Origin of the sequence: Citrifermentans bemidjiense Bem (assembly GCF_000020725.1) — a bacterium.
Lineage (GTDB): Bacteria > Desulfobacterota > Desulfuromonadia > Geobacterales > Geobacteraceae > Geomonas > Geomonas bemidjiensis.
Genome location: NC_011146.1, coordinates 3,056,021 through 3,080,230 on the forward strand (window position 1 = coordinate 3,056,021; position 24,210 = coordinate 3,080,230).

At 61.2% G+C, this 24,210-nt stretch carries 19 protein-coding genes; 8 read left to right on the top strand and 11 right to left on the bottom strand.

Translation table 11 applies throughout. The features are described from left to right. Positions 1-13 precede the first annotated feature (13 nt). From tilS to GBEM_RS13210, 6 genes are all read right to left on the bottom strand, one after another. Positions 14-1,387: a tRNA lysidine(34) synthetase TilS gene (tilS, locus tag GBEM_RS13185; RefSeq protein WP_012531070.1), complete on the bottom strand. Its 1,374-nt coding sequence runs from the start codon at positions 1,385-1,387 to the stop codon at positions 14-16. A gap of 265 nt (positions 1,388-1,652) precedes the next feature. Then, positions 1,653-2,165 carry a hypothetical protein gene (locus GBEM_RS13190; RefSeq protein WP_012531071.1) on the bottom strand — a complete coding sequence of 171 codons (513 nt, stop codon included), beginning with the start codon at positions 2,163-2,165 and terminating at the stop codon, positions 1,653-1,655. Between the two features lie 231 nt (positions 2,166-2,396). Then, on the bottom strand, positions 2,397-3,239 hold the full coding sequence (gene opp4C / locus GBEM_RS13195) for an oligopeptide ABC transporter permease (protein WP_012531072.1): 843 nt from the start codon (positions 3,237-3,239) through the stop codon (positions 2,397-2,399). Positions 3,240-3,242: 3 nt separating this feature from the next. After that, positions 3,243-4,223: an ABC transporter permease gene (locus GBEM_RS13200; protein ID WP_012531073.1), complete on the bottom strand. Its 981-nt coding sequence runs from the start codon at positions 4,221-4,223 to the stop codon at positions 3,243-3,245. Positions 4,224-4,415: 192 nt separating this feature from the next. Further along, positions 4,416-6,017 (bottom strand): peptide-binding protein, encoded by a 1,602-nt coding sequence (locus GBEM_RS13205; protein ID WP_012531074.1) that lies wholly within the window; start codon positions 6,015-6,017, stop codon positions 4,416-4,418. Next, positions 6,014-7,732 (bottom strand): tetratricopeptide repeat protein, encoded by a 1,719-nt coding sequence (locus GBEM_RS13210; protein WP_012531075.1) that lies wholly within the window; start codon positions 7,730-7,732, stop codon positions 6,014-6,016. Before GBEM_RS13210 ends, GBEM_RS13205 begins: the two co-directional genes overlap by 4 nt. Before the next feature lie 215 nt (positions 7,733-7,947). On the opposite strand from GBEM_RS13210, the gene GBEM_RS13215 reads away from it, so the two are divergent. From GBEM_RS13215 to GBEM_RS13235, 5 genes are all read left to right on the top strand, one after another. Further along, the gene (locus GBEM_RS13215) at positions 7,948-9,504 is read left to right on the top strand and encodes a bifunctional aminoglycoside phosphotransferase/ATP-binding protein (RefSeq protein WP_012531076.1); all 1,557 of its coding nucleotides are present in this window, start codon (positions 7,948-7,950) and stop codon (positions 9,502-9,504) included. Next, positions 9,501-9,749 (top strand): hypothetical protein, encoded by a 249-nt coding sequence (locus tag GBEM_RS13220; protein ID WP_012531077.1) that lies wholly within the window; start codon positions 9,501-9,503, stop codon positions 9,747-9,749. The genes GBEM_RS13215 and GBEM_RS13220 overlap by 4 nt, the downstream gene beginning before the upstream one ends. Next, positions 9,749-13,012 carry a SpoIIE family protein phosphatase gene (locus GBEM_RS13225; protein WP_012531078.1) on the top strand — a complete coding sequence of 1,088 codons (3,264 nt, stop codon included), beginning with the start codon at positions 9,749-9,751 and terminating at the stop codon, positions 13,010-13,012. The genes GBEM_RS13220 and GBEM_RS13225 overlap by 1 nt, the downstream gene beginning before the upstream one ends. A 67-nt stretch (positions 13,013-13,079) precedes the next feature. Beyond that, entirely contained in the window at positions 13,080-13,421 is a 342-nt protein-coding gene (locus tag GBEM_RS13230; protein WP_012531079.1) for an STAS domain-containing protein, read from the top strand. Positions 13,422-13,451: 30 nt separating this feature from the next. Further along, positions 13,452-13,877: an ATP-binding protein gene (locus GBEM_RS13235; protein ID WP_012531080.1), complete on the top strand. Its 426-nt coding sequence runs from the start codon at positions 13,452-13,454 to the stop codon at positions 13,875-13,877. A gap of 13 nt (positions 13,878-13,890) precedes the next feature. Here the strand turns inward: GBEM_RS13235 and lgt are convergent, their stop codons facing one another. The 5 genes from lgt to GBEM_RS21815 all read right to left on the bottom strand — a co-directional run bounded on the left by lgt (position 13,891) and on the right by GBEM_RS21815 (position 18,608). Beyond that, a complete protein-coding gene (gene lgt / locus GBEM_RS13240) occupies positions 13,891-14,664 on the bottom strand; it encodes a prolipoprotein diacylglyceryl transferase (protein ID WP_012531081.1) in 774 nt (257 codons plus the stop codon). Positions 14,665-14,766: 102 nt separating this feature from the next. Continuing rightward, positions 14,767-15,276, bottom strand: coding sequence for a DUF4124 domain-containing protein (locus tag GBEM_RS13245; protein ID WP_012531082.1), 510 nt, complete (start codon positions 15,274-15,276; stop codon positions 14,767-14,769). A gap of 43 nt (positions 15,277-15,319) precedes the next feature. Beyond that, positions 15,320-15,664, bottom strand: coding sequence for a histidine triad nucleotide-binding protein (locus GBEM_RS13250; RefSeq protein ID WP_012531083.1), 345 nt, complete (start codon positions 15,662-15,664; stop codon positions 15,320-15,322). A gap of 118 nt (positions 15,665-15,782) precedes the next feature. Beyond that, on the bottom strand, positions 15,783-16,556 hold the full coding sequence (locus tag GBEM_RS13255; protein WP_012531084.1) for a TlyA family RNA methyltransferase: 774 nt from the start codon (positions 16,554-16,556) through the stop codon (positions 15,783-15,785). 210 nt (positions 16,557-16,766) lie between these two features. Then, complete coding sequence (locus GBEM_RS21815) at positions 16,767-18,608, bottom strand: UbiD family decarboxylase (protein ID WP_012531085.1); 1,842 nt, start codon at positions 18,606-18,608, stop codon at positions 16,767-16,769. 311 nt (positions 18,609-18,919) lie between these two features. Between GBEM_RS21815 and GBEM_RS13265 the strand changes: the two genes are divergently transcribed. From GBEM_RS13265 to GBEM_RS13275, 3 genes are all read left to right on the top strand, one after another. Then, on the top strand, positions 18,920-21,409 hold the full coding sequence (locus tag GBEM_RS13265; RefSeq protein ID WP_012531086.1) for a PAS domain-containing sensor histidine kinase: 2,490 nt from the start codon (positions 18,920-18,922) through the stop codon (positions 21,407-21,409). Between the two features lie 102 nt (positions 21,410-21,511). Continuing rightward, on the top strand, positions 21,512-22,888 hold the full coding sequence (locus GBEM_RS13270; RefSeq protein ID WP_012531087.1) for a sigma-54-dependent transcriptional regulator: 1,377 nt from the start codon (positions 21,512-21,514) through the stop codon (positions 22,886-22,888). Positions 22,889-23,158: 270 nt separating this feature from the next. Next, entirely contained in the window at positions 23,159-24,169 is a 1,011-nt protein-coding gene (locus tag GBEM_RS13275; protein WP_012531088.1) for a TRAP transporter substrate-binding protein, read from the top strand. Positions 24,170-24,210: the final 41 nt, after the last annotated feature.

A 24,210-nucleotide genomic window follows, 5' to 3' on the forward strand; every position in this document is an offset into this window, starting at 1 on the left:
GTTGACAAGAGCTTTAAGGTGTAATTTCAAGAATTTCCACCCGTAAGACCGCGTCAATCCGGGGTGTCACCCGACCCCGTTCCGCAAGTCTCACCCCCGGGACCCAGGCAATTTCCCCCTCGCTCAGCAAAAGCGGTATGCGTCTGCGCAACTGCGGCGGCACCTTTTCATTTATGAAAGCGTCCTTGATTTTCTGCGCCCCGCTCATGCCCAGCGGCGTGAAACGGTCGCCGGGCCGGAAGCCGCGCAAAAGCCAAGGAAAAGGGACAGTTTCGGGAGAGAGGAAGGCGCTCCAGCGCGACCCGGTGTCGAGGCTATCCGGACGCGGCAGGCGCTCTACCAGCAGCACCCCTCCGCCAGGAAGCGGGTAGCGCCCCTCCCCCGCAACCACCTGCTCCCATAGGGGTGGTGCCTGAGCGGCGGCGTGGCCGAGGGAAAGTGAGCCGTAGCAGCGCGAAACCCGGCATGCTCCTGGGAGCGTTGCCTCTGCGTTGGGGCGGGGGGACGCGGCAAGGAGGTCGATAGCCTCCAGGTGCGCAAGGCCGATCCGCATCAGGTCGCCGCGCAGCTCCGTGAGCGCGCGCCGGTAAAGGCGCAGACGAAGGGCGCGCGGCTCCTTCATGAGCGGCTCGACCTGAAAGCGGACCTGCCCCCCCTCGGCTGAGGCGAGCCTTTGGTAGGCGGCTTGAGTGAGGCCTTCCAGCAGTTCCTCGTCGCCGGCAAGTATCTCCGCGGTGGCTGCCAGACGCTCCGAGACCTTGGGGTTGTAGCGCCTCAATAACGGGATCAGCTCGTGACGGATGCTGTTACGAAGGATGGCGGTGTCGGCGTTGGTCGAGTCGGTCCGATAGCTTAGCTCCCGCTGTTTCAAGTACTGCTCCAGCTTTACGCGGGAGACCTGCAAGAGCGGGCGTTTCAGCTTATCGCCGGCCGTACCGGCCATGGCGGAGAGGCCTGTCCCGCCGGAACCGCGCAAGAGGCGGATCAGCACGGTCTCGGCCTGGTCGTCCTGGTGGTGCGCCAGCGCGATGCTGAAGGCCCCGTACTGCTCGGCAGTCTGCTCCAGGAAGGCGTAGCGCGCCCGGCGACCGGCGTCCTCCAGGGAGAGCCGCTCGCGGCGCGCCAGATCTGCGACGTCGCAGCTTTGGGAAACGAAGGGAAGGTGATAGTTGTCGGCGAGGGAGGCGACAAAGGCCTGGTCGGCATCCGATTCGGCGCCCCTCAGGCAGTGGTTCAGGTGGGCGACCACCAGGCGCAGCCCGCACTCCAGCCGCGTCATGATGTCGAGAAGTGCTACAGAATCGGCCCCTCCGGACACCGCCACCACCACGGTCTCGCCCGGCTGAAAGAGGTTCTGGTTACGTACTTTGGTAACTAAGGTCTTCAATAGACTCCTAAAGGTTCACCCCGAAAAGGCGGAACACAGAGGTCGCTGAGGTCCACGGAGGTCACAGAGATTTTTAGGGGGGAAAGTCAAAGTCTTTAGATTTTGCTTTTCCTCTGTGCCCCTCCGTGGTTAAAGCTTTTGCTTCTGTCTTTAGGTCTAAGCTTTTCCCCAAGAAGATTTTGTTTTTCCCCTGTTTCTGTTTTTCCTCTGTGACCCTCTGTGTCCTCTGTGGTGAAAGGTTTTTGCCTCTGGTTTTATCTTTGCTTTAGTCCTTGAGTGTGCACTCCTTCTCCCAATCGAAATAGCCGTCGCCGGTGATGTCCCAGAAGGATTCGATGCGCTGCGCGTAGTAATCGAGCTGCGAGCACTCAGCTTCGATGGCTTGGAGGAACTTCAGGGAGATGAGCTGGTGGCCGTACAGAAAACGGTAGAACTCGCGGATGCCGGCGAGGTATCCCTCGATCTCGGTGGCGAGCGGTTCCATGGTATTGACGATGTACCAGTTGCCGGCGAACTGTCGCACAATGCCGGAACGCTCGTCGAAGAGGCTGCGCCCCTTGATGGAAACTACAAAATCCCTGACGAAGTAGTCGGCGGCGCCCGCAAGCGCGGTGGCGTCTTCGGGAGAAAGCCCGGCCATCTGACTCTCGGCGTAGAACCGGTGCAGCAGGTCGCTGCAAAGCTTGTCCACCCTCACCTCGTCTTCAAGGGTGGTCGGGACGTAATCTTTCTTGTCTATCTTCAGCACATCGAATGCTTCTTCGCAAAGCTCTGCCATGGCGCTCCTCTTATCCTGAAATCTGTTCAACGTTCAACGTTCAAGGTTCAGTACGTTTTTCCTCTTGGAGCCACAACACCTTGCGGCTTCTGTGGCCGTCGATACGAAGGCCCCAATGCAGATGACAACGTCGAACGTTGAACATCGAACCGGTGTTGTAGCCGTCGAGACGCGTGAGCCAAAAGCAGATGACAACGTCGAACGTTGAACGTCGAACGTTGAACCGGTTTTTTACCTTTGCCTTCTCGGGTCCAGCGCGTCGCGGATACCTTCGCCCACCAGGTTGTAGGAGAGGACCGTGACCAGGATGGCCACCCCCGGGAACAGGGAAAGCCACCAGGCGAACTCGATGTAGTCCTTGCCGGAGGTGAGGATGTTGCCCCAACTGGGAGTCGGCGGCTGCACCCCGATGCCGAGGAAGGAGAGCGCGGACTCGGTGAGGATGGCTCCGGCCACCCCGAGCGTCGCGGAAACCAGCACCGGGGAGAGGGCGTTGGGGAGGATGTGCCGGAAGATGATGCGCCTATCCGACGCCCCCAGCACCCTCGCAGCGGAGACGAAGTCGCGGCTCTTCAGGGAAAGGACCTCCGCCCGCACCAGGCGCGCCACCCCCATCCAGCCGGTAAGTCCGATGATGACCATGATGTACCAGATGGAAGGCTCCAGCATGGCGATCACCGCCAGGATCAGGAAGAAGGTGGGGAAGCAGAGCATGATGTCCACTATCCGCATCAGCACCGAATCGACCCAGCCGCCGTAGAATCCCGCGAAGAGCCCCACCACGGTCCCGACCGCCACGGCGATACCGACCGCCACGAAGCCGACCTTGAGCGAGACGCGCGCGCCGAAGATCACCCTGGTGAGGACGTCGCGCCCCAATTCGTCGGTGCCGAACCAGTGCGCGGCGGAGGGGGGGAGCAGCACGTGCCAGGCATCGATGGCGTCCGGGTCGTACGGGGTTATGAAGGAGGCGGCGAAGGAAAGGAGGAACAAAAGGGCAATCACCCAAAGGCCAGCCAGGGCGAAGCGGTTGGCGCTGAAGCGTTCCCAGAACTCGCGGAAAGGTCCGTTCATGGGCTAGCCCCTCCCGTGCCGGATGCGGGGATCCGCGAAGGCATAGCAGAGGTCGGCCAAAAGGTTGCCGACGAGCGTGAGCCCGGCGCCGATCACGAGGATCCCCATGACCAGCGGGTAGTCGCGCGCCATGACCCCCTGGTAGAAGAGCTGCCCCATCCCGGGGATGGAGAATATGGTCTCGAAGATGACGCTGCCGCCGATCAGGGCGGGAAGCGAGAAGCCGAGGAGCGTGATCACGGGAAGCAGCGCGTTTTTCAGGGCGTGCCGGTAGATCACCACCCGCTCCTTCACCCCCTTGGCCCGGGCGGTGGTGATGTAATCCTGCGAGAGCACTTCGAGCATGGTGGAGCGCATGTAGCGGGAAAGGCCGGCGAGGCTTCCGAAGGTGGCGATGGAGATGGGAAGCAGAAGGTGCTTCGCCAGGTCCCAGAAACGGGCCAGCGTGGGAAGCGCGTCGCTGCCGAGCGAATGGATGCCCGAGATGGGGAGCCAGTTCAGCTTCACGCCGAAGAAGTACATGCAGAGCAGCGCAAGCCAGAAGGTCGGAACGGCGAACCCGGCAAAGACGAAGACCGAGATGGCGCGGTCGAGAAGCGTGTCCCGGTGCACCGCCGCGAGGATACCGATGGGGAGGGCGAGCCCGAACTCCAGGATCAGCGCGATCACGTTCAGCGAGATGGTAATGGGGATCCGTTCCTTGATCTTGTCCAGCACCGGGCGGTTGTCCGGCGCGAACGAGCGTCCGAAGTCCAGGTGCGCCAGGTTGGAAAGCCACATGCCGTACTGCACGTGGAGCGGCTTGTCGAGGCCGTAGAACTCGCGCAGCCTCGCCCTAGCCTGAGCCGAGACCTTCGGGCTCATCGCCGTCTGCATCTCGACCGGTTCCCCCGGTGCCAGATGAATCACCGTAAAGGTGATCAGCGTGATCCCGAGCAGCAGCGGGAAGAGCATGAGTATGCGTTTTATCAGGTAGTTGGTCATTGATGAACCAGATTAAGATAAAGATAAAGATAAAGGAGAAGCTTTTTAACACTTCAACCTATTCGTCGATACAGATCATTCAGGATCCCCACTCTCTTTCCAGAGCGGGAAGTGCGCCATAAACAGATGAGTGGCGATAGATAGTTGTTGAGTTTTTCGTTGTCAATTGTCAATTGTCAATCGTCAATTGGTTCACTGTTCCACGTACCATTTGATCAAGTTATAGCTGATCCCCGCAGGTGCAGGCTCAATCCCCTTGATCCTGGAGGCGACTACCGGGAGCGCGTCCGGGACGTACAGGAAGGTGTAAGGCTGGTCCTGTGCCAGTATCTCCTGGATCCGGTAGTAGCTCTCGCGCCGTTTCCCCATATCGAAGGTGCCGCGCCCCTCCACGATCAGCCGGTCCAAATCCGGGTTCTTGTAGCCGATGAAGTTCAGCTCCTTGGGGCCGGTCTTGGACGAGTGCCAGACGTCGTAAAGGTCGGGGTCCTGGGAGATGGTCCAACCGAGCAGCACCGCCTCGAACCTACCCTTGTCGATGAAGTTGGTGAGGAAGGAGGCCCATTCCATGACGCGGATCTTGACGTCTATGCCGACCCGCTTCAGGCGCCGCTGAATGATCTGGGCGCATTTGAGCCTCTGATCGTTCCCCTGGTTGGTCATGATGGTGAAGCTCAACGGCTTGCCGTCCTTGACCAGGATGCCGTCACTCCCCATGACGTACCCTGCTTCCTTCAAGAGTGCCGCGGCGCGAGCCGGATCGTAGCCGGGGTCGGCTTCGATCTTCGGTTTCCAGGCCCAGGTCCCCGGCTTGTACGGACCATGCGCTATCTGCCCCATCCCGAGCAGGACCCCCTGGATGATCTCTTCTTTGTTGATGGCGCAGGTGAGCGCGCGGCGCACCCTGACGTCCTGGAACATGGGAAGCCGCAGGTTGTACCCCAGGTAGGTGTAAGCGGAGGCCGGATAGCGGTACTTGTTGAAACGGGACAGGAACTCGCGGCTGCCGGTCTGGCGCTGGTACTGCACCGGGGAAAGCCCCATCATGTCGATGCCGCCAGCCTTGAGCTCCATGTACATGGTGGAGTTGTCCGGGATGATGCGATAGACGTAGGGCGAGAGGTGCGGCGCCCCCTCGTAGTAATGCGGGTTCGCCTCCAGGATCAACCTCTGTCCCGGCACCCATTCCTTGAAGATGTAGGGTCCGGTACCGACCGGCTTCCTGGAGAGCGGGCTCTTGGTGATGTCCTTCCCCTCCAGAAGGTGAGCCGGCAGCACCGGCATCCCCCACGAGGCCAAGGCCGGTGCGAAGGGCTTGGCGTAACGCACCTTGAAGGTGTAAGTATCCACCGCCTCGGCGGTCTGCACCTGCTTGAAGTCCTCCGCATACGCGGTCGGCGTCTTGGGGTCGATGGTGACCTTGTAGGTGTAGAGGACGTCGCGGGAGGTGAAGTCGTGGCCGTCGTGCCACTTGACGCCGCGGCGCAGGTGGAAGGTGATGCCTAGGCCGTCGGGGGAAACCTCCCACGACTGGGCCAGGTCCCCCTCCAGCTTCAGGTTCTTGTCGTAGCGCACCAGCCCGTTGTAGACCAGGCCAGCCACATCGCTGGAGGCGGAGTCGGCGGACAGTATCGGTATCAGGTTCGAGGGCTCGCCGATGCTGCCGGTAACAAAGGAGCTGCCGCGGGAAGCCGCCCCGCCCTGCGCGCGCGCCTTGTCCTCAGGCGCACCCTTGGCGCAACCGGCGAAGACAAGGAGGGCTAGAAGGAGGGGGAGACAGCGGGAAAAGGTCATTTTTCCCCGCTCTCCTGGCGGCAGTGCCTGATCTTCTCGGCGAGCTCGGCGTTCTGCTCGGGCTCCAGCTTCTGCAGCTTCCGGTACAGCGGGAGCGCCTTCTTATAGGAACGGGCGGCGCAGTAGGCGTCGGCGAGATGTCCGAGCACCGTGGCGTCCTCGTCGGAGAGCTCCGCTGCCCGCTCCAGTTGGGCGACCGCCTCGTTGTAGCGCTTGAGCTTGAAGTAGGTCCAGCCGAGGCTGTCCATGATGAAGCCGTCGTCCGGCTTCAGCTCGACCGCCTTCTTCAGGTAGGAAAGCGCCTCCTCGAGGTTCACCCCCATCTCCGCATAGGTGTACCCCAGGTAGTTGAGCGCGTTGGCGTCGTCCGGGGTCGCGGCGATAACCCGCTTCATCATGGCGACCGACTGCTCTTTCTGCCCGAGTTTGTCGTACAGGATGCCGAGGCGGAACAATACGCGGGGGTCGTTCTGGAGCTTGTCGTCCATGGAATTCAGCGTGTCGACCCCTTCCCGGTAGCGCTCCATCGACTCGTAGAGGCCGGCCAGATGCAGGTACGGCTCGACCCTCGAAGGCTGATCCTTAACCTCTTCCTTCAGGAGGGCGATCCCTTTCTCCGGGGTCCCCTTCTCCTTGTACAGGTAGGCCAGGTGGCCGACTGCATCGGGATAGTAGGGAGACTCCTTGGGGACCTTCAGGAATTCGGCGATGGCCAGGTCGGCAGCATCCTTCTCTTCGTAGGCGGTGGCGAGGTAAAAGCGGACCTGCTGGGAGGCAGGCTCTACCTCGAGGATCTCCTGGAAGGTCTTCACCGCATCGTCGTAGCGCTCCAGCTCCAGGAACAAAAGCCCGATCTTGCGGGAGTTCTCGAGGGTCTTCCCCCCCTTTTCCTGCAACAGGGCGAGCGCCTCGCTAAGCCGCTTCTGCTGGATGTAGAGCTGCGCCAGATGCTGCACGACGTTGGCGTTGGCAGGGTTGATATCGAGAAGCCCCTTGTAGCTCTCGATGGCGTCGGGGATGAGCCCCTGGGTCTCCTGCGAGATCCCCATCTCTATCAGCGCCTGCTCGAAGTCCGGCTTCAAATCGAGGGCCTTCTTGTAGTAGCCGAGCGCTTCGCGCGGCAGACGCATCTGCTCGTAGGTCTTGGCAAGGTAGTAGTAGCCGAGCGCCGAATCGGGCGAAGCCTTGACCAACGCCTTCAGGGTGTCGACCGCCTGCTCGTACTCGAAACTCTTAAGGTAATAGATGGCGACGTGGAGGTAGACCTCTTCTTTCGTCGGGTCGAGTTCCATCACCTTCTTGTAATAGGGGATGGCCTCCTTCTCGCGCTGCATGGTCATCAGGATGTTCCCTGAAAGAAGCTGCGCCTGCAGGAAAGCGGGGTCGGTATTGATGGCGGTCTGGCTTTCGACCAGCGCCTCCTCGGGTTTATTCTGCTGCAAGAGGATCTGGGCCGCCGCCGTGTGCAGGTAGGCTGCCGCCGGGTCGGATTCCATCGCCTGGCGCAAAAGCACGAGCGCCGCATCCTGATCCCCCTCGGTGGCACGCAGACGCGCCAAGGCGAAGAGGTACATGGTGCGTCCCTCTCCGGGACCGGCCGACGGGGCCGCAACAGCCTCGAGTCCGGCCGAAGGGATCGTGCCGGCGGCGTGCTCGCTGGCGCAGGCATTAATTAACAAAGTGAGGGAAAGGAGCGCTAGACACTTCTTGGTCATGAGGTACCTGTGGTCGGTAGATTTCCGTGGCAAAAATCGAAAAAACGCGGCACCCTGTGGGATACAGTATCCTAGGGATGGCGCGGCTAATTACACGAAAAGCTAACATAAATAGGTAAAAGCGTCAAACAACAATTGCTGTATTTTATGCTATTGCGCCTGAAATGCTCTATGATAGTATTCTGTAGTCAAATCATCGGTTTAACGGCAAAAGCATGGTTCGAAAGCTTATAAAATCGCTACTTGAAGCAAAGGCTTACCCCGAGCCCACGGCCGGGGTGCGCCTCATCGAGACCCACGTTTCATTCATCTTCGTTACCGACTCCTTCGTATACAAGGTCAAAAAGTCCGTCGATTACGGTTTTCTCGACTTCACCACGCTGGAGCGCCGGCGCTTTTACTGCGAGGAAGAGGTGCGGTTGAACCGGCGCCTCTGCCCGGACCTCTACCTGGGGGTGGTGGAACTGCGGCGCAATTCCCAAGGAGCGTCCTTTGCCGGCGGGGGCGAGCTCCTTGACTACGCGGTGAAGATGAAACGGCTCCCCGAAGAGCGGATGCTGGTGCACCTTCTGGAACGGGGGGAAGCGGGCGTCGCCGACATGGACCGGATCGCCCGGGTGGTGGCCGATTTCCATGCCAAGGCATTACGCAGCGCACAGATAGACGCCTGCGGCCAAACCGCCGTCATCCGCCGCAACTGGGAGGAGAACTTCCGGCAGGCGGCACCATTCGCGGGGGTGACCATATCCGCCTGCGAACTTGCGGACATACGGCGCTGGGCCGAGCGGTTCCTGGAGCAAAACGAGGAGCAATTCCGTCTGCGGGTGGCCAAAGGGTACATCAGGGAGTGCGACGGCGACCTCCACTCCGGCAACATCTGCCTCACCGACAAAGTCTGCATCTTCGACTGCATCGAGTTCAACGAGCGGTTTCGCTACATAGACACCGCGGCGGACCTCTCGTTCCTGCTGATGGACCTGGAGTACGCCGGGCGCCCGGACCTGTCGGAGGCGCTCCTGTCGGCCTACCAAAAGGCCGCTGGGGATCGGGAAATAGGGAACCTGCTTCCGTTCTACAAGACCTACCGTGCCTTCGTGCGCGGCAAGGTGACCAGCTTTCTGCTGAACGACCCCGACTTACCCTCCACGGAACTTGCCGTCAAAAGGGAGACGGCCCGGCGTTATTTCCGCCTGGCCCGCGGCTATACGCTGAGGGACCGGCTCAAACCTTCCCTGGTGATCACCTGCGGCCTCATGGGAAGCGGCAAGAGCACCCTGGCCCGGGAACTCGCCCTGGAACTCGGGTTCCAGTTGCGGCGCTCGGACGTGCTGCGCAAGGAAGTAGCCGGCCTTCCGCTGCAGCCGGTGGCGGAAGAGTACCGGGGGGGCATCTACAATGCCGATATGGACCGCGCCACTTACGCAGCTCTTTTAGCCGAGGCCGAAGAGGCGCTCAAGGCGGGCAAGGGGGTGGTGGCCGACGCCACATTCCGCCGCGCCGCCGACCGGGAGGCCTTCCGGGCCTTGGCCGCGCAGCTTGGCGTTCCCTGCTACACGGTCGAGACCCGCTGCCCCGAACTTATAATCCGGCAGCGGCTGGAGGCGCGCCGCGGCGACGCAAGCGAAGTCTCAGACGCCAGGTGGGAGCACTTCCACCGGCAACAGGCGGAGTTCGAGGCGCCGCAAGCGGGAGAGTCCATCCCGGTCGACTCCACCCTCCCCCTCTCCACCGAGGCTGACCTGGTGTTGCGCGCAATGGGGTTACTGCCATGAAGACGACCATCAGGGAGCTGCTCGTTAAAAGGCTCAAGCTGAAGGACACCTGGGTGATCTGCTTCGTCCTCGGCATGATCATGATGAACTACCCGTTCATCAGCATCTTCAACAAGCCCGTCTTCCCCTTCGGTATCCCGCTGCTTTACCTGTACCTGCTCTGGGGATGGATGTTCTCCATCTTCATCGTCTACCTGTTCAGCCGTGCCGCACGCAGAGACACTGACGGAAAGGGGCGCCCCTGATGCTCGATGTGAACTGGGTCTGGGGCACGGCGCTCCTTTATATCGTCATCCTGTTCCTGGTCGCCTACTATGCCGACCAGAGGCAACGGGAGGGGAGGAGCATCACGGCGAATCCCGTCGTGTACGCCCTCTCCATAGCCGTCTACTCCACCTCATGGACCTTCTACGGCAGCGTCGGCAAGGCCGCGACCACGGGCATCGACTTTCTCCCCATCTACCTTGGCCCCACGCTCACCGCTTTCACCTGGTGGTTCCTGCTCAAGAAGATCGTCAGGATCTCCAAGGAAAACAACATCACCTCCATAGCCGACTTCATCAGCTCCCGATACGGCAGCTCGCAGTGGTTGGGAGCCATGATCACGGTGATCACCCTGATGGGGATCATGCCGTACATAGCCCTTCAGTTGAAGGCCGTCTCCACAGCTTTCACCATCATCACCGGTTATCACGACTTCCACGTCGGCGTCATGGAAAGGGTCTACACCCCCTCTCCCCACCCCGGGCTCTTCACGTCGGCCCTTCTGGCCCTGTTCAGCGTGGTCTTCGGGGCCAAGCACCTTGCCTCGACCGAGCGCCACGACGGGCTGGTGGCCGCCATCGCGCTGGAGTCCCTGGTAAAGCTCGTGGCGATGCTCGTGGTCGGCATCACCATCACCTACTTCGTCTTCGACGGCATGGGGGACATCTTCACCCGCATGTACGGTAAAGACCCGGCCCTGCTCACCCGGCTCGTCACGCTGGGGGGGACCGGCGAAAACTCCTACTCCTCCATGTTCAGCCTGCTCACCCTCTCCATGAGCGCGGTGATGCTGCTGCCGCGCCAGTTCCAGGTGATGGTGCTGGAGAACGCCGACGAAACGCACCTGAACGCTGCTTCGTGGCGCTTCCCCGCCTATATGTTCCTGATGAACCTGTTCGTGATGCCCATCGCGCTCGCCGGGGTGCTTTTGACCGGCTCCAACGTGGGGGCCGACTTCTTCGTGCTCACCCTACCCATGCAGCAGGGGTACCCGTGGCTCGCCCTGCTCGCTTTCCTCGGGGGCTTCTCCGCCTCCGCCGGCATGGTTATGGTGGAGTCCATTGCGGTCTCGACCATGCTGCTGAACCACGTGCTGATGCCGGTCGTGATCAGGTTCAAGCCGCAGTGGTGGTTCCCCAAGCTCCTCATCAACCTCAAGCGCTTCGGCATCGTACTGGTCATCCTTTTGGGCTACCTGTACCAAAGCGTGGTGGGAGAGAGCTACATGCTCGCCAACATGGGGCTCATCTCCTTCTCCGCAGCGGTCCAGTTCGCCCCGGCGCTGATAGGTGGGCTGTACTGGCCCCGGGGGAACAAGACCGGGGCGATAGCGGGTCTTTCCTGCGGGTTTGCCGTCTGGTTCTACACGCTGCTGCTCCCCTCCCTGCTGCAGGCCGGAGGATGGCAGGACGACCTCCTTTTGCAGGGCCCGTTCGGCATCGAGTTCCTCAAGCCGCAGGCGCTTTTCTGGCTGACCGGGCTCGACCCCTACAGCCATACGCTCTTCTGGAGCATGTTCATGAACATCCTCGCCTACCTCTCCCTCTCCATCCTCCTGGGACAGGGCGAGAAGGAAAGCGAACAGATGAACCGCTTCGTCCGGGTCTTCTCCCCGGAGAACCTGGAGCCGCAGTGGGAAACCAAGCGCCTTTCCAAACCGGTCACCATCGTGCAGTTCGTGAACCTCATGTCCAAGTTCATCGGGGAGCAGCAGGCGCATACCGCCATCACCGACTACCTGGGGAACCGGGAGATAGACAGCAAGGGCGGGGTCTCCGAGTTCGAGCTCCCCAACCTGAAGCGCTTCGTGGAGAAGACGCTGGCGGGCTCTTTGGGTGGCGCCGCCGCGGGCGCCGTGGTGGAAAGCTTCCTCTCCGACATAGGCTCCCGGATGGAGCCGGTCTTCGACATCTTTTCCACCGTGCGCACCTCAAGGGATCAAAGCCGCGAGGCGCTCTCGGTGCGCCTGCGGGCCTCGGAGATCATGAACCGCTCGCTGGAGCTCGACATCATCATGGGGGACCTGCTCGAGCTGATACTGCGGGAGTTCAAGCTCGACCTCTGCGTCATCAGGCTCTTGAACGACGAAGGGATGCTGGAGGTGCGCTGCCACCGCGGCTATGGCGGGGAGCGCATCATCAGCGAAGGAAGGACGCTGGAGATCGACACCCACGTAGGGGAGGCCTTCCTGGGGAGGCGGACGGAATTCGTGAACGACACGGCCTTTCTCACCAAGGCCATCGCCAAGGAGATCGCCAACAGGGAAGGGATCCGCTCCTTCGCCCACATCCCCATCGCCAGCGCCGGAGCCCCCCCGGTCGGCGTCCTCTCGGTCTTCTCCAGATCCATCGTCGGGCTTTTCACCGAGCAGTTCGTGGAGCTCTTGGAGAGCCTCGCCGGGCAGCTAGCCCAGGCGGTGAACATAGTCGAAGAGCGCGAGGCGAGAGAGCGCGAAAGGCGGCAAAAGGAGGCGGCGCTCCTGGAAAACGCGCGGGTGACCCGCGACCTCGAGATCGCCAAGCAGATCCAGCTCTCGCTCCTTCCCGAGTCCGCCCCGCGCCTCAAAGGGCTCAGCATCGCCAGCCGCTGCATCCCGGCGGCGCACGTCGGGGGAGACTACTACGACTTCTTCGAAAGGGGCGAAGGGCGGGTCGACGTCATCATGGCGGACGTCTCCGGCCACAGCGTAGGCGCCGCCTTGATCATGGTAGAGACCAGGAGCGTGCTCCGGGCCCAGATGAAGGAAACCCACTCCGCCAAAGACGTGCTTAGGCTTTTGAACGAGCTCCTCTACGACGACCTGAGCGGCGCCGAACTCTTCATCACCATGTTCTGCGCCAAGTACGACGGGACCACCCGCACGCTCTCCTACGCGAACGCAGGGCACAGCCGCCCCATCCTCTTCCGTGCCGGCGGGTGGGAGGAACTAGACGCAGAAGGGCTGATCCTGGGGGTCGAGCAGTCGGTCGCGTTCGAGGAGAAAAAGGTGACCTTGGAGGCGGGGGACCTGCTCCTCATCTATACCGACGGGATCATCGAGGCGGAGCACGAAACGGGCGAGCTTTTCGGAGTCGAGAGACTGTGCCGACTGGTCTCTGGACTGGCCGACCAGGAACCGGAAACGGTGATCGAGCGGGTCCTTTCAGAGGTCAATACTTACTCATGGCCCCATCCTTTACAGGATGACATTTCCATGGTAGTCATGAAGGTGTTAAAAAATGAGACAGAGACCGCCTCTTGCTAAATGTCAGCAGTTATTGCACAATAAGTCAGGCATCATAAGCATCTGACCTCAAGACAAGGAGACCGCCATGAATCTAGCCAGCGAGACAAGGAAGGACGTAGTTATCTTATACGTCAAGGAAGAGAGGCTGGATGCTCACAACTCGACAGAACTTAAGAGCGCTGTGCAAAAGCTCTTCGAAGACGGAAAGAAAAACGTTCTGGTAGATCTCAAAGATGTGCGCTTCATTGACAGTTCCGGCTTGGGCGCGCCGGTATCTGGCTTCAAGAACGCCATTTCTCACCAAGGAAATCTGAAACTTTCTTCGCTGCAGTCACAGGTGAAGTCAATGTTCGAGCTGACCCGCCTGCACAGGGTGTTCGAAATCTTCCCTTCCACCGTGGAGGCTATCGAAAACTTTCAATCCTAAAGGAAGGCAAGGTTATAAGCGAGGCGCCAGATGGAAGGAAACACGATCGAGGTCGACATAAAGGTCCCCAACAAGACCCGTTACCTGAGTCTTATCGGTAAGATCGGAGAGGACATAGCGCGGGAGCTCGAGCGCTACAGCGGCGACAAGGAGGTCCTCGCCTACCATCTGAACCTGGTGCTCACCGAGGCGATGGTGAACGCCATCAAGCACGCCGGGCCAAAGGAACCGGAGAAGCTGGTGCGCATCGTCATCACCCTGCACATGGACGACCTCACCATCAGGGTCTACGACGACGGGCAAGGTTTCGACATCAATTCGATCCCCGCCCCGAACTTCGAGGAACTGGAGGACCGGGGACGCGGCATCTTCCTGATCCGCACCCTGATGGATTCGGTGTGCTACCGCAAGAACTGCAAGGAGAACATCCTGGAGATGAAGAAAAAGCTCTCCTGACCCACCCCCCGCATCACCCCCTTCTCAGGCGGTACAGCGCCATCAGTCCGCCGACAAGCAGCATCGGCAGGCTCAACAGTTGCCCCATCGAAAGCCCCCCGAAGAGATAACCGATCTGCTGGTCGGGCTCCCTGAAGTTCTCCAACAGAAACCTGAACAACCCGTACAAGGCAATGAAGGACCACACCACCACTCCGTCGCGGTTCACCTTGCGGGAGATGGCGTAAAGGATGAGGAACATGACCGGCCCTTCGAGCAGCGCCTCGTAAAGCTGCGAGGGGTGGCGCGGCAGCGGCCCTCCCCCCGGAAAGATCATCGCCCAGGGGACGTCGCTCACCCGGCCGTAGAGTTCGCCGTTTATGAAGTTCCCGATCCTGCCGCAGCCAAGCCCCACCGGCGCTGCAAGGAAACCGATGTCGGCCAGACGGTAAAAGCGGAGCTTATGCCTGCGGATATAGAAGATGCTTGCCAGCACCGCCCCGATAAGCCCGCCGTGAAACGACATCCCCCCTTCCCAGACCGCGAAGAGCTTCAGTGGGTTGGCGATGTAGTAGGCGAGGTTGTAGAACAGGATGTACCCGAACCGGCCGCCGAGGATGACCCCTACCGCCACGGTAAAGATCAGGTCCGCGACGTCGTCCTTGGTTAGAGAAAGTCCCTTTCTCCTTACGCCGGACAGGATGATGAAATAGGCCGAGATGAAACCGATGATGTACATGAGACCGTACCAGCGGAACTCCAGCGGTCCCAGACGCAGAAACACCGGGTCGATGTTGGGAAAAGTCATTTAAAGCTCCGAAAGTTTGATTCTTATCGAACGCCGACCCCGCCGGCGCCGGCAATGGGCGCAGCAGGACCGGGAAGGCGCGGGGCGAGGCGCCGCGACGCGCTACTTCCTGAAGTCTGCCGGGACGTCATAGCGGTCCGCGGTCGAGTTCAGCTGGTCCAGCTTTTTCTGCAGTTCCTGCATCCTTGCTTCGTTGTGCTTGATGCTGTTCTGGATCATCAGGTAGTCGGAGCGGGACATGCGGGAGGTGTCGGCAAGCCGGGACTTGAGCGTGTCCAACTCCGTCTGGGCGCTTTGCAGGCGCGAGTTCGCCTGCTGGAACTCCCTGCGCCAGGCAAGCTCATCCTTGCCCCCGTAGGTCTTGCTCTTCTCGTTGCTCTTCTCGTTGTTTTTCGCTCCCTTTTCCTCGCCCCCCTTGGGGCTGGCCGTCTCGGATGCGGCAGCGGGAGGCTCCTCGCTTCCCAGCCTTTTGGCCTTTTTCCGGTACTTTTTCGGGACCTTCCCCAGATCCTCGGCGAAGTTAACCGTGCCGCGCTCGTCGGTCCACTCGTAGGTCTCAGCCAAAGCGGACAGCGGGTATAGCAAGAGCAAAAGCAAAAGCAGCTTCTTCATGTCAGTCTCCTTGTGCAGATCCTGTATGGATTACGGTTAGGGACTACCCTGGAGGCCACCCGAGGTTGCGTCCGGCAAGCAGGTGGAAATGGATATGGAAAACGGACTGGCCGGCGCCGGCGTTGGTATTGTTCACCAGGCGGAACCCTTCCTCGTCCATGCCGCGCTCCCGGGCGAGCTTGGCAGCCACCCGGTGGATCGCACCGATGATCCGGTCGTCCTCAGGAGCAAGCGCCAGCGCGTTCGCGAGGTGCTTCTTGGGGATGATAAGCATGTGCAAGGGCGCCACGGGGTTGATGTCCTCGATGGCGAAGAGTTCGTCGTCCTCGTAGACCTTCTTGACGGGGATCGCGCCGCTGGCCATCTTGCAGAACAGGCAGTCGTTCATGTAACACCTCCTTTAAAAGTCAAACTCCAAAACCTTTAGCCAGAGAGAGAATCTGAGAGAGGAAGAGAGCTCCGGGTTGGTTTCAAACATTTCCGCGTTTCCTCTGTGACCGCTGTGGCTATTCCTCAGGGACCTCTGTGTTCCGGGGTTGCAGGTCCCCCTGCTTTTGCAGATGGATCAGGAACTCCTTGTTCCCCTTGGGTCCGAGGATAGGGGAATCGCACACTCCCAGTACCTTGAGCCCCAGTCCCCTGGCCAGCTCGCCGATGCTCTCCACCACCTCCTGGTGCTTCTTCTCGTCCCTGACCACCCCGCCCTTCCCCACCTGGCCGCGTCCCACCTCGAACTGCGGCTTGATGAGCGCGACCACGACGCCGTCAGGCTTGATCAGCCTCAGCGTCGGCGGAAGCACCTTGTCCAGCGAGATGAACGAAGCATCGATCACCGCCAGGTCCGGGGATTCCGGGAGCATCCCCGGCTCCAGGTGGCGGATATTGGTCTTCTCCATGCTCACCACCCGCGAGTCCTCGCGCAGCTTCCAGGCCAGTTGCCCGTAGCCGACGTCGACCGCATAGACGCGGGTAGCGCCCCTTTGCAGCAGGCAGTCGGTGAAGCCTCCAGTCGAGGCGCCCACGTCGATGGCGCAGAGTCCGGCGACAACGATGCCGAAGCGCTCCAGCCCCTCGGCGAGCTTCAGCCCCCCGCGGCTCACATAGGGAAGTGGCTCCCCCTTGAGACGGATCTCGGCCTCGACCGGGACCATGAGCCCCGCCTTGTCGGCCAAGTGGTCGTCCACCACCACCTGCCCCGCCATGATGAGCGCCTTGGCCCGCTCCCTGGAAGGGGCGAGCCCCCGTTCCAGCACCAGCTTGTCGAGTCTTTCCTTGGTCAAATGAACCTCAAATCAAAAAACTAAAAGCTCAAACAAAAGCTTTCACCCCTGGTCCATTGGGTCCATTGGGTCCATTGGGTCCATTGGGTCCATTGGGTCCATTGGGTCCATTGGGTCCATTGGGTCCATTGGGTCCATTGGGTCCATTGGGTCCATTGGGTCCATTGGGTCCATTGGGTCCTCTGTGGTGAGTGTCTTTGCTTTTAACAGCTAATACAACCCATGCAGCGGGCCGCCTGGGGCGGCCAACTGGTCCAGCTTCCGCTCCACCGCCGGATCCTCGATGAGCGGCGGCGCGTGGTGCGGCTTGACCCTGGCATCGATCACCAGGGGCCCCGTGCACCCCCACTGCTTGCAGACCATGCCGGCCCCGACACCGTAGATGTCGGCAGCTGGGTCGGAACGGGTGAAGGTGACCCAGAGGAAGTTGTCCAGGTGCTTTGCGGCGAACCTGCTGTCGTCGCAGACAACGATCAGCGGGAAGCTCTCCAGCCCTTCCACTCCCTCAAGCGCAGCGCAAAGCGCCTCCATCTGCGGGTCCGCCTCCCCCTTCCGGACCGTGCAGGCAGGCCCCTTGACGGCGATGACGCCGGGGAGGCAAATACATGGGTCATTGAAGCCGTCGGCCAGCCACAACGAGGAGGGGAGCTCGACCCCGAGGGTGCGGCGCTTTTCGCCGACCGCGGCGAATACCACCTTCGAGCCGCTGTTCAATCCGGAGCCGGAATAATCGAGGGTGTCGATGGTGGTAGCGGTCTGGAAATGCAGGTCGCGCTTCAGGTCGATCCGCTCCAGCACATGGCGCAGGAAAGCGGGAATGTCGTGGATGTCGAGCTGCGGCGCGTCCTCGTGGGAGGCGATCATCAGGTACTTGGCCAGGGAGAGCTGCCCCTGCCCCAGCACCGCGTTCGCGATGGTAAGAAGTTCCTGCGGAGTCCGGCGCTCGCCGTAGGGGACGTAGCGCTCGCTCCCAATGGCCAAAAGCAGCGGGTGTACGCCTGCCGCGTCGACCGCATGCACCGCCTTGACGCCCGGTATCACCGTTGGGATTAAGGGGCCGGTCAGTTCATGAATAAAGGCGCCGAAGGAGGTGTCCTCCTGCGGAGGGCGCCCCACCGTGGTGAAAGGCCAGATGGCCCCGTCGCGATGGAAGACCTCCTCGACCTGGAGCACGGGGAAGTGGTGCGCCAGGCTGTAGTAGCCGAAATGGTCGCCGAAGGGGCCTTCGGGGAGGGTCTTGTTGGGGTCGATGATGCCGGTAATGCAGAAGTCGGCCTGCGCGGGGATCGGGAGCTGCCCGGGGCGCTGCACCATCTCGATCCGGTGCCCGGCCAGCAGCCCGGCGAAGGAGAGTTCCGGCATCCCCTCGGGCAAGGGCATCACGGCAGCGACGGTCATGGAGGGTGCGCCCCCCACGAAGATGTTCACCCGCAACGGCTCGCCCCGCTCGATCGCCTCGGCATGGTGGAAGCCGATGCCGCGATGGATCTGGTAGTGCACCCCGATCTCGGCGTTTTGCCGGTACTCGCCGCCGGAGATCTGTACCCGGTACATGCCGAGGTTGGAGTGGCGCAAGCCAGGCTGGGCCGCGCTCTCCGAGTAGACCTGCGGCAGCGTGATGAACGCTCCGCCGTCGTCCGGCCAGGATTTAAGCTGCGGCAATTTGTCGATGGTGGTCCGGTTGGCGAGAATGGGGCCGTCGCCAACCTCCTTGGGAAGGAGGTGCCATGCGGCCGGGACCGCGCCCAACAAGGAAGCGGGGTCTTTCAGTGCCGATTTAGGATCGATCTTCAACTGCACCAGGCGTTCGACCGCCTTCAGGGTATCCCTGAAGATGTACCTGGTCCGCTCCAGGGTGCCGAACAGGTTTCCGAGCATGGGGAAAGGGCACCCCTTCACCCGGGTGAAGAGAAGCGCGGGACCACCCGCCTGGTACACCCTGCGCTGGATGGACCCGATCTCCAGGTCCGAAGAGAGCTCCTCGTTTATCCTGACCAGAGCGCCCGTCCGCTCCAGGTCCGCCACGCACGCTGCCAGATTCTTATATCCCAACCAACGCCTCCGCGATTTTGCCTGTAAATTAGCCGGTCTATTTTTAAAGCACCCCCGCAGCCAAGTCAACACAAAACGCCCCCCGGCAGCGGTCGAAGCAAAACCATTGGCCACAGAGAAAATCTGAGGAATTCTGAGGAGGAGGGCTCTTTCTCGTCCCCTCCCCAGGAGGGGGAGGGTCAGGGAGGGGGAATACTGGCTCACCTCATCCACATTAAAACGAAAACTGTTCTGAAATCCCCTTTTGTGCTACTCTGCCAGCCGACTTGAAAGCCAGTCCCGCGGCATCACGAGTTTTTTGGAGAGTCTCCTTGCCACGCTTCACGCTTTTCAAAAAGATCCTGGTCATCACGCTGCTGCTCTCCCTGCTGCCGCTGTTCGTCTCCTCCGCCATCCTCCTGATGAACCTGCAGTCGATCAGCACCAAGTTGACCGACGAGATCTCCCGTTCGGACGACCGGCAGGCGACCCAGTCGCTGCAGATGAAGGCGCGGGACCTGGCCGAAAACATACGCGATTTCCTGCACCAGTGCGAAAGCGACCTGCTCTTTCTTTCGCGCTCCCGCCTGGACCGCTCGACGCTGCTCGACTTCTACCAGACCCGCTTAAGCGAGGTGTGGCAGCGCGGAGCAAGCGCCACCGCGACCCAGGGAACCCACGAGTTCCGCCCCATATACCGCTCCATAGCCATCATCGACCGCAACGGTATGGAACAATCGGCGATCCGAAACGGCCAGTTGGTCCCCAAGGAGCAACTGCGCAACGTGGCGGACCCCGCCAACACCGAGTTCAAGAGCGAGGAGTACTTCCGGCGCGTGCGGGCACTAAAGCCCGGCGAGATCTACGTCTCGCACCTCACCGGTTTTCACGTCTCCAAGCAGGAGCAACTGGCCGGGGCCAAGGACCCGGAAAGCGCCTACGACGGTAAAGGCTACCAGGGGGGCATCCGGTTCGGCTCGCCCATCTACGACTCCAAAGGGAAGTTCTCCGGCATGGTGCTGCTGACCTTGGACCATCAGCACCTCATGGAATTCACCCAGCACATCGACCCGGGCAAGGGTTTCGGCACCCTCTTCCCCTCCTACCAAAGCGGCAACTACGCCTTTCTCTTCGACGACGAGGGGTGGATCATCACCCATCCCAAGTATTGGGACATCCGGGGGGTGGACCAGACGGGCAGACTTGTCCCGCCTTACACGGCGGATTCGAAACAGGACGACGTCGACAGCGGCCGCATCCCCTTCAACCTAGACCACGCCGGCTTCATCCACAAAAGCTACCCCACGGTCTCCGCCGCGGTCCGCAACCGCCAGGAAGGGTTCGTCGACATCACCAACGTCGGGGGCGCCAAGAAGATCATGGCCTACGCCCCCATCTTCTACGACACCGGGGACTACGCGAGGCACGGCGTCTTCGGCGGTGTGACCATCGGGTTCCAGGTGGACCAGTTTCACGAAGCGTCCCACAAGGGGAGCCGACTGATCGATAGGCAACTGGGCGAACACCGCCGAACCAGCGCCCTCATCATCCTGGCCACCGCCCTGGTCTCGGCGCTCTCTGCCTGGCTCTTGTCCCGCGGCATCAGCATCCCGCTTCGGCAGCTAACCGAAAGCGCCGGTAAGCTTGCCGCCGGCGACAGCCACGTCAGGGTGGCGGTGAATTCCAGCGACGAAATAGGTGTCCTCGCCAATACCTTCAACTATATGGCGGACGAATTGGACTTGAGGAAGCAGAGCATACTCTCCACGCTCGACGAACTGCGCAAGTCGCGGCTGGAAATCCTCGACGAGCGCAACTTCAAGGAGAGCGTGCTGGAAAGTATCTCCAGCGGCATCGTCACCTTCTCCCCACAGGGGCGCCTCACCTCGATCAACCGAACCGGCCGCCTGTTCCTCGGAGAGGGGCTCGCAGCAGAGACGCATTACACCGAGGTCTTCAAGGGGTGGGGCGTCCTGAACGAGCGGATCTCGCAGGTCCTTTCGAAACAGTCGGGGTACGGGCGCGAGACCTTCCGCTTCGATCACGGCCCCGGCAAGACCCATTTCGACGTGGGGTTCTTCCCCATCGGCGCCGACGCGGAGCAGGGGCTCACCGTAACGCTGAGAAACGAGACGCAGCGGGAGAACCTGCAAGAGGAGATGATGCGCCTGGACCGCCTCGCCTCGCTGGGAAAACTTTCCGCAGGCATCGCCCACGAGGTAAGAAACCCGCTCACTGGCATCTCGTTGCTTTTGGACGATCTGCACGACCAGGCAAGCTCCGGCCCGGAGGACCGGGACCTGATCAAGAAGGCCCTGGCGGAAATCGAGCGGGTGGAAAAACTGATCAACGCGCTTTTGAACTACTCCTCGCCGGTACGCGCCGACTTCAGGGAATGTGACCTGAACCGCCTGGTCTGCGACACGGTCCTTTTGATGCGGCGCCAGTGCGAGCGGCAGAAGGTGCAGTTGAACCTGACCGAGGGAGAAGTCCCCCCGCTGCGGCTGGACCCGGAAAAGATAAAGCAGGCCGTGCTCAACATCATCAAGAACGCCCAGGAAGCGCTCCCTGAAGGAGGGCGGATCGAGGTAGTCACCTCGGTCCAGGACGGGTACGCGGTGATCGGCATCGGCGACGACGGACCAGGCATCGCCTCTCACGACCTGCCGCTCATATTCGAGCCTTTCTTCACCAGAAAAGGGGCCGGCACCGGCCTCGGACTCTCCATTACCCAGAGGATAGTCGAGGAACATCATGGGAAGGTCCGCGTGGAAACCGCACCGGGAGGAGGGACCAGGTTCACCATCGAACTTCCTTTATAGTCCCAGATTAGTGACCATCTTCCGCCAGTCCCCTCTCCCAGAGGGAGAGGGGACTGTGGACGGAGGGGGAGTAACCAACCAGCAGCAGCGGGAACGGGAACCATGGAAAAGATACTGATAATAGACGACGAGGCCTTCATCTGCGAGAACGTGCAGCGCATCCTTTCCGGCGAAGGGTTCCTGGTCTGCGCCGCCGGGTCCGGAAAAGAGGCGCGCGACATCGTGGCCGGCGAAGAGATCGACCTGGCCCTGCTCGACCTGAACCTCGGCTCCGAGGACGGCATCGAGGTCCTCAAATCGCTCAAGGAGACGGACCCGGAACTGCTGGTGATCATCATCACCGGGTACGGCTCGGTCGAGAGCGCCGTCGAGTCCCTGCAACTGGGCGCCTTCCACTACATGAAGAAGCCCTTCAAGGCAGACGCGCTCAGGCTGATCGTCAAGCTCGCCCTGAAGACGCAGACCTTGAAGCGCGAGGTCCGCAAGCTAAAGCGCAACGACTCCCCACTCCCCGGGCGCTCCCCCATCATCGGCAAGAGCGAGGCATTTCAGGAGATGGCGGCCCAGGTGCGTGAGATCGCCCGCATCCCCTCCACCGTGCTCATCACCGGCGAATCAGGTACCGGCAAAGAGGTGGTAGCCCGCGCCATCCATGACCTCTCCGACCGCAAGGAACAAGCTTTCATTGCCATCAACTGCGCCTCCATCCCGGCCCCTCTCTTGGAGAGCGAGCTCTTCGGGCACGAGAAGGGGGCCTTCACCGGCGCCAGCGGACGTAAGAAGGGGCTCTTCGAGGAGGCGCACCACGGCACCATCTTCCTGGACGAAATCGGGGAGATGGACATGGCGATGCAGGTGAAGCTTTTGCGCGTGCTGCAGGAGAGGACCATCAGGCGAGTGGGCGCCGTCAAGGACATCGAGATAGACGCGCGGGTCATAGCCGCCACCAACCGCAACCTCGCCAAGCGGATCGAGGAGAAGAGTTTCCGCGAAGACCTCTTCTACCGCCTCAACGTGTTTCCCATCAACATACCTCCGCTTAGGGAGCGCCCCGCAGACATAGCCGCCCTCGCCGTCTACTTCCTGGACAGCTTCAGCCGCTCCTTCGGCCGCGACTTCCGCGACGTCTCACCCGAGGCGGAGCAACTGATGGCGCAGTACGCCTGGCCCGGCAACGTCAGGGAGTTGAGGAACGTGATAGAACGGATCTGCATCATGCGCAGCGGCCCAACCCTGCTCCCGGAACATCTGCCGCAGGAGATCAGGAGCACCGTGGCTCCCCCCCCCTTGCCGGCAGAGCTCCCCATCAGCATCGCTGCCGATCTCGGGCTCGAAGAGGCGGTGAGCGCCATCGAGAAATCGCTCATCCAGCAGGCCCTCCAGAAGACGGGGTGGAACGTGCTGCAGACGGCGGCCAACCTGAAGATCCCCCGTGGCACCCTGCGCTACAAGATGGAGAAGTACGGCCTGATTCAATAGCCCCCCCCTGCATCCTCATCCCCTGGCAACTATTCGCCACCTCGGTGGCGGATTTCAGCCACCCGTCTACCTTAAACCGATATTTCATTGTCGGCCTACCGATTAATTCAAGCACTTAGAGCAACTCATTAATGGCACCCCTGTTGCATTAAAACAGCGTGTCGTATACGCAGCAGCAGATTCCCCCGCACCACTTGCGCGTCGTACCGAGTTCAAGGCGGCAGTCGCCTGGATCAGATAAGGCAGCACAAAACCCAAGGAGGAACACCTATGAGTCTCAAAGCATGTCTGAAAGCATTGGCCATGGCAGCAGCGCTCGCCCTACCGCTGAACGCCGTCGCTGCGCCCGCGCCGATCGTGATCAAGTTCAGCCACGTCGTCGCACAGAACACCCCGAAAGGTCAGGCCGCCGACTACTTCAAGAAAATTGCCGAAGAACGCACCAAGGGAAGGGTCAAGGTGGAGGTCTACCCGAACAGCCAGCTCTACAAGGACAAGGAAGAGATGGAAGCGCTGCAGCTTGGCGCCGTGCAGATGCTGGCGCCGTCTCTGGCCAAGTTCGCACCGCTGGGCGTCAGGGAGTTCGAGGTGTTCGACCTCCCCTTCATCTTCGACAACTATCAGGAGCTGCACAAGGTAACCCAGGGGCCGGTTGGCGCCAAACTCCTCAAGAAGCTCGAACCGAAGGGGATCATCGGCCTCGCCTACTGGGACAATGGCTTCAAGGTGATGAGCGCCAACAAGCCGCTCAGGAGCGTTGCCGACTTTAAGGGGCAGAAGATGCGCATTCAGTCCTCCAAGGTGCTCGATTCCCAGATGAGAGCCATGGGCGCCATCCCGCAGGTCATGGCCTTCTCCGAGGTGTACCAGGCACTGCAGACCGGCGTCGTTAACGGCACCGAAAACCCGCCGTCCAACCTCTACACCCAGAAGATGCACGAGGTGCAGAAGTACGTCACCCTCTCCGACCACGGCTACCTCGGTTATGCCGTCATCGTCAACAAGAAGTTCTGGGAAGGGCTGCCGGCAGATATCCGCACCACCCTCACCGCCTGCATGAAGGACGCAACGAAATTCGCCAACGACGTCGCCAAGAAGGACAATGACGAAGCTCTCGCCGGGGTGAAAAAATCCGGGCGCTCGCAGCTGATCGCCCTGACCCCGCAGGAGCGCGCCGCCTGGAAAAAGGCGATGGACAAGGCGCACAAGGAGAACACCAGCCGCATCGGTGCCGACATCGTAAAAGAGGTCTATGCTGCAACCGGCTACACAGCCAACTAATAGCAGCACCGAAAAGGCCGCTGTCCCCGAGGCAGCGGCTT

Bases quoted from the DNA above. Each gene is read 5' to 3' on its own strand.
- GBEM_RS13220 (WP_012531077.1), top strand. From the start codon at position 9,501: ATGAAGACGACCATCAGGGAGCTGCTCGTTAAAAGGCTCAAGCTGAAG.
- GBEM_RS13210 (WP_012531075.1), bottom strand. From the start codon at position 7,732: ATGACCAAGAAGTGTCTAGCGCTCCTTTCCCTCACTTTGTTAATTAAT.
- GBEM_RS13230 (WP_012531079.1), top strand. From the start codon at position 13,080: ATGAATCTAGCCAGCGAGACAAGGAAGGACGTAGTTATCTTATACGTC.
- GBEM_RS13235 (WP_012531080.1), top strand. From the start codon at position 13,452: ATGGAAGGAAACACGATCGAGGTCGACATAAAGGTCCCCAACAAGACC.
- GBEM_RS13275 (WP_012531088.1), top strand. From the start codon at position 23,159: ATGAGTCTCAAAGCATGTCTGAAAGCATTGGCCATGGCAGCAGCGCTC.
- lgt (WP_012531081.1), bottom strand. From the start codon at position 14,664: ATGACTTTTCCCAACATCGACCCGGTGTTTCTGCGTCTGGGACCGCTG.
- GBEM_RS13250 (WP_012531083.1), bottom strand. From the start codon at position 15,664: ATGAACGACTGCCTGTTCTGCAAGATGGCCAGCGGCGCGATCCCCGTC.
- GBEM_RS13225 (WP_012531078.1), top strand. From the start codon at position 9,749: ATGCTCGATGTGAACTGGGTCTGGGGCACGGCGCTCCTTTATATCGTC.
- GBEM_RS13200 (WP_012531073.1), bottom strand. From the start codon at position 4,223: ATGACCAACTACCTGATAAAACGCATACTCATGCTCTTCCCGCTGCTG.
- GBEM_RS13245 (WP_012531082.1), bottom strand. From the start codon at position 15,276: ATGAAGAAGCTGCTTTTGCTTTTGCTCTTGCTATACCCGCTGTCCGCT.
- GBEM_RS13205 (WP_012531074.1), bottom strand. From the start codon at position 6,017: ATGACCTTTTCCCGCTGTCTCCCCCTCCTTCTAGCCCTCCTTGTCTTC.
- GBEM_RS13270 (WP_012531087.1), top strand. From the start codon at position 21,512: ATGGAAAAGATACTGATAATAGACGACGAGGCCTTCATCTGCGAGAAC.
- GBEM_RS13215 (WP_012531076.1), top strand. From the start codon at position 7,948: ATGGTTCGAAAGCTTATAAAATCGCTACTTGAAGCAAAGGCTTACCCC.
- GBEM_RS13190 (WP_012531071.1), bottom strand. From the start codon at position 2,165: ATGGCAGAGCTTTGCGAAGAAGCATTCGATGTGCTGAAGATAGACAAG.
- opp4C (WP_012531072.1), bottom strand. From the start codon at position 3,239: ATGAACGGACCTTTCCGCGAGTTCTGGGAACGCTTCAGCGCCAACCGC.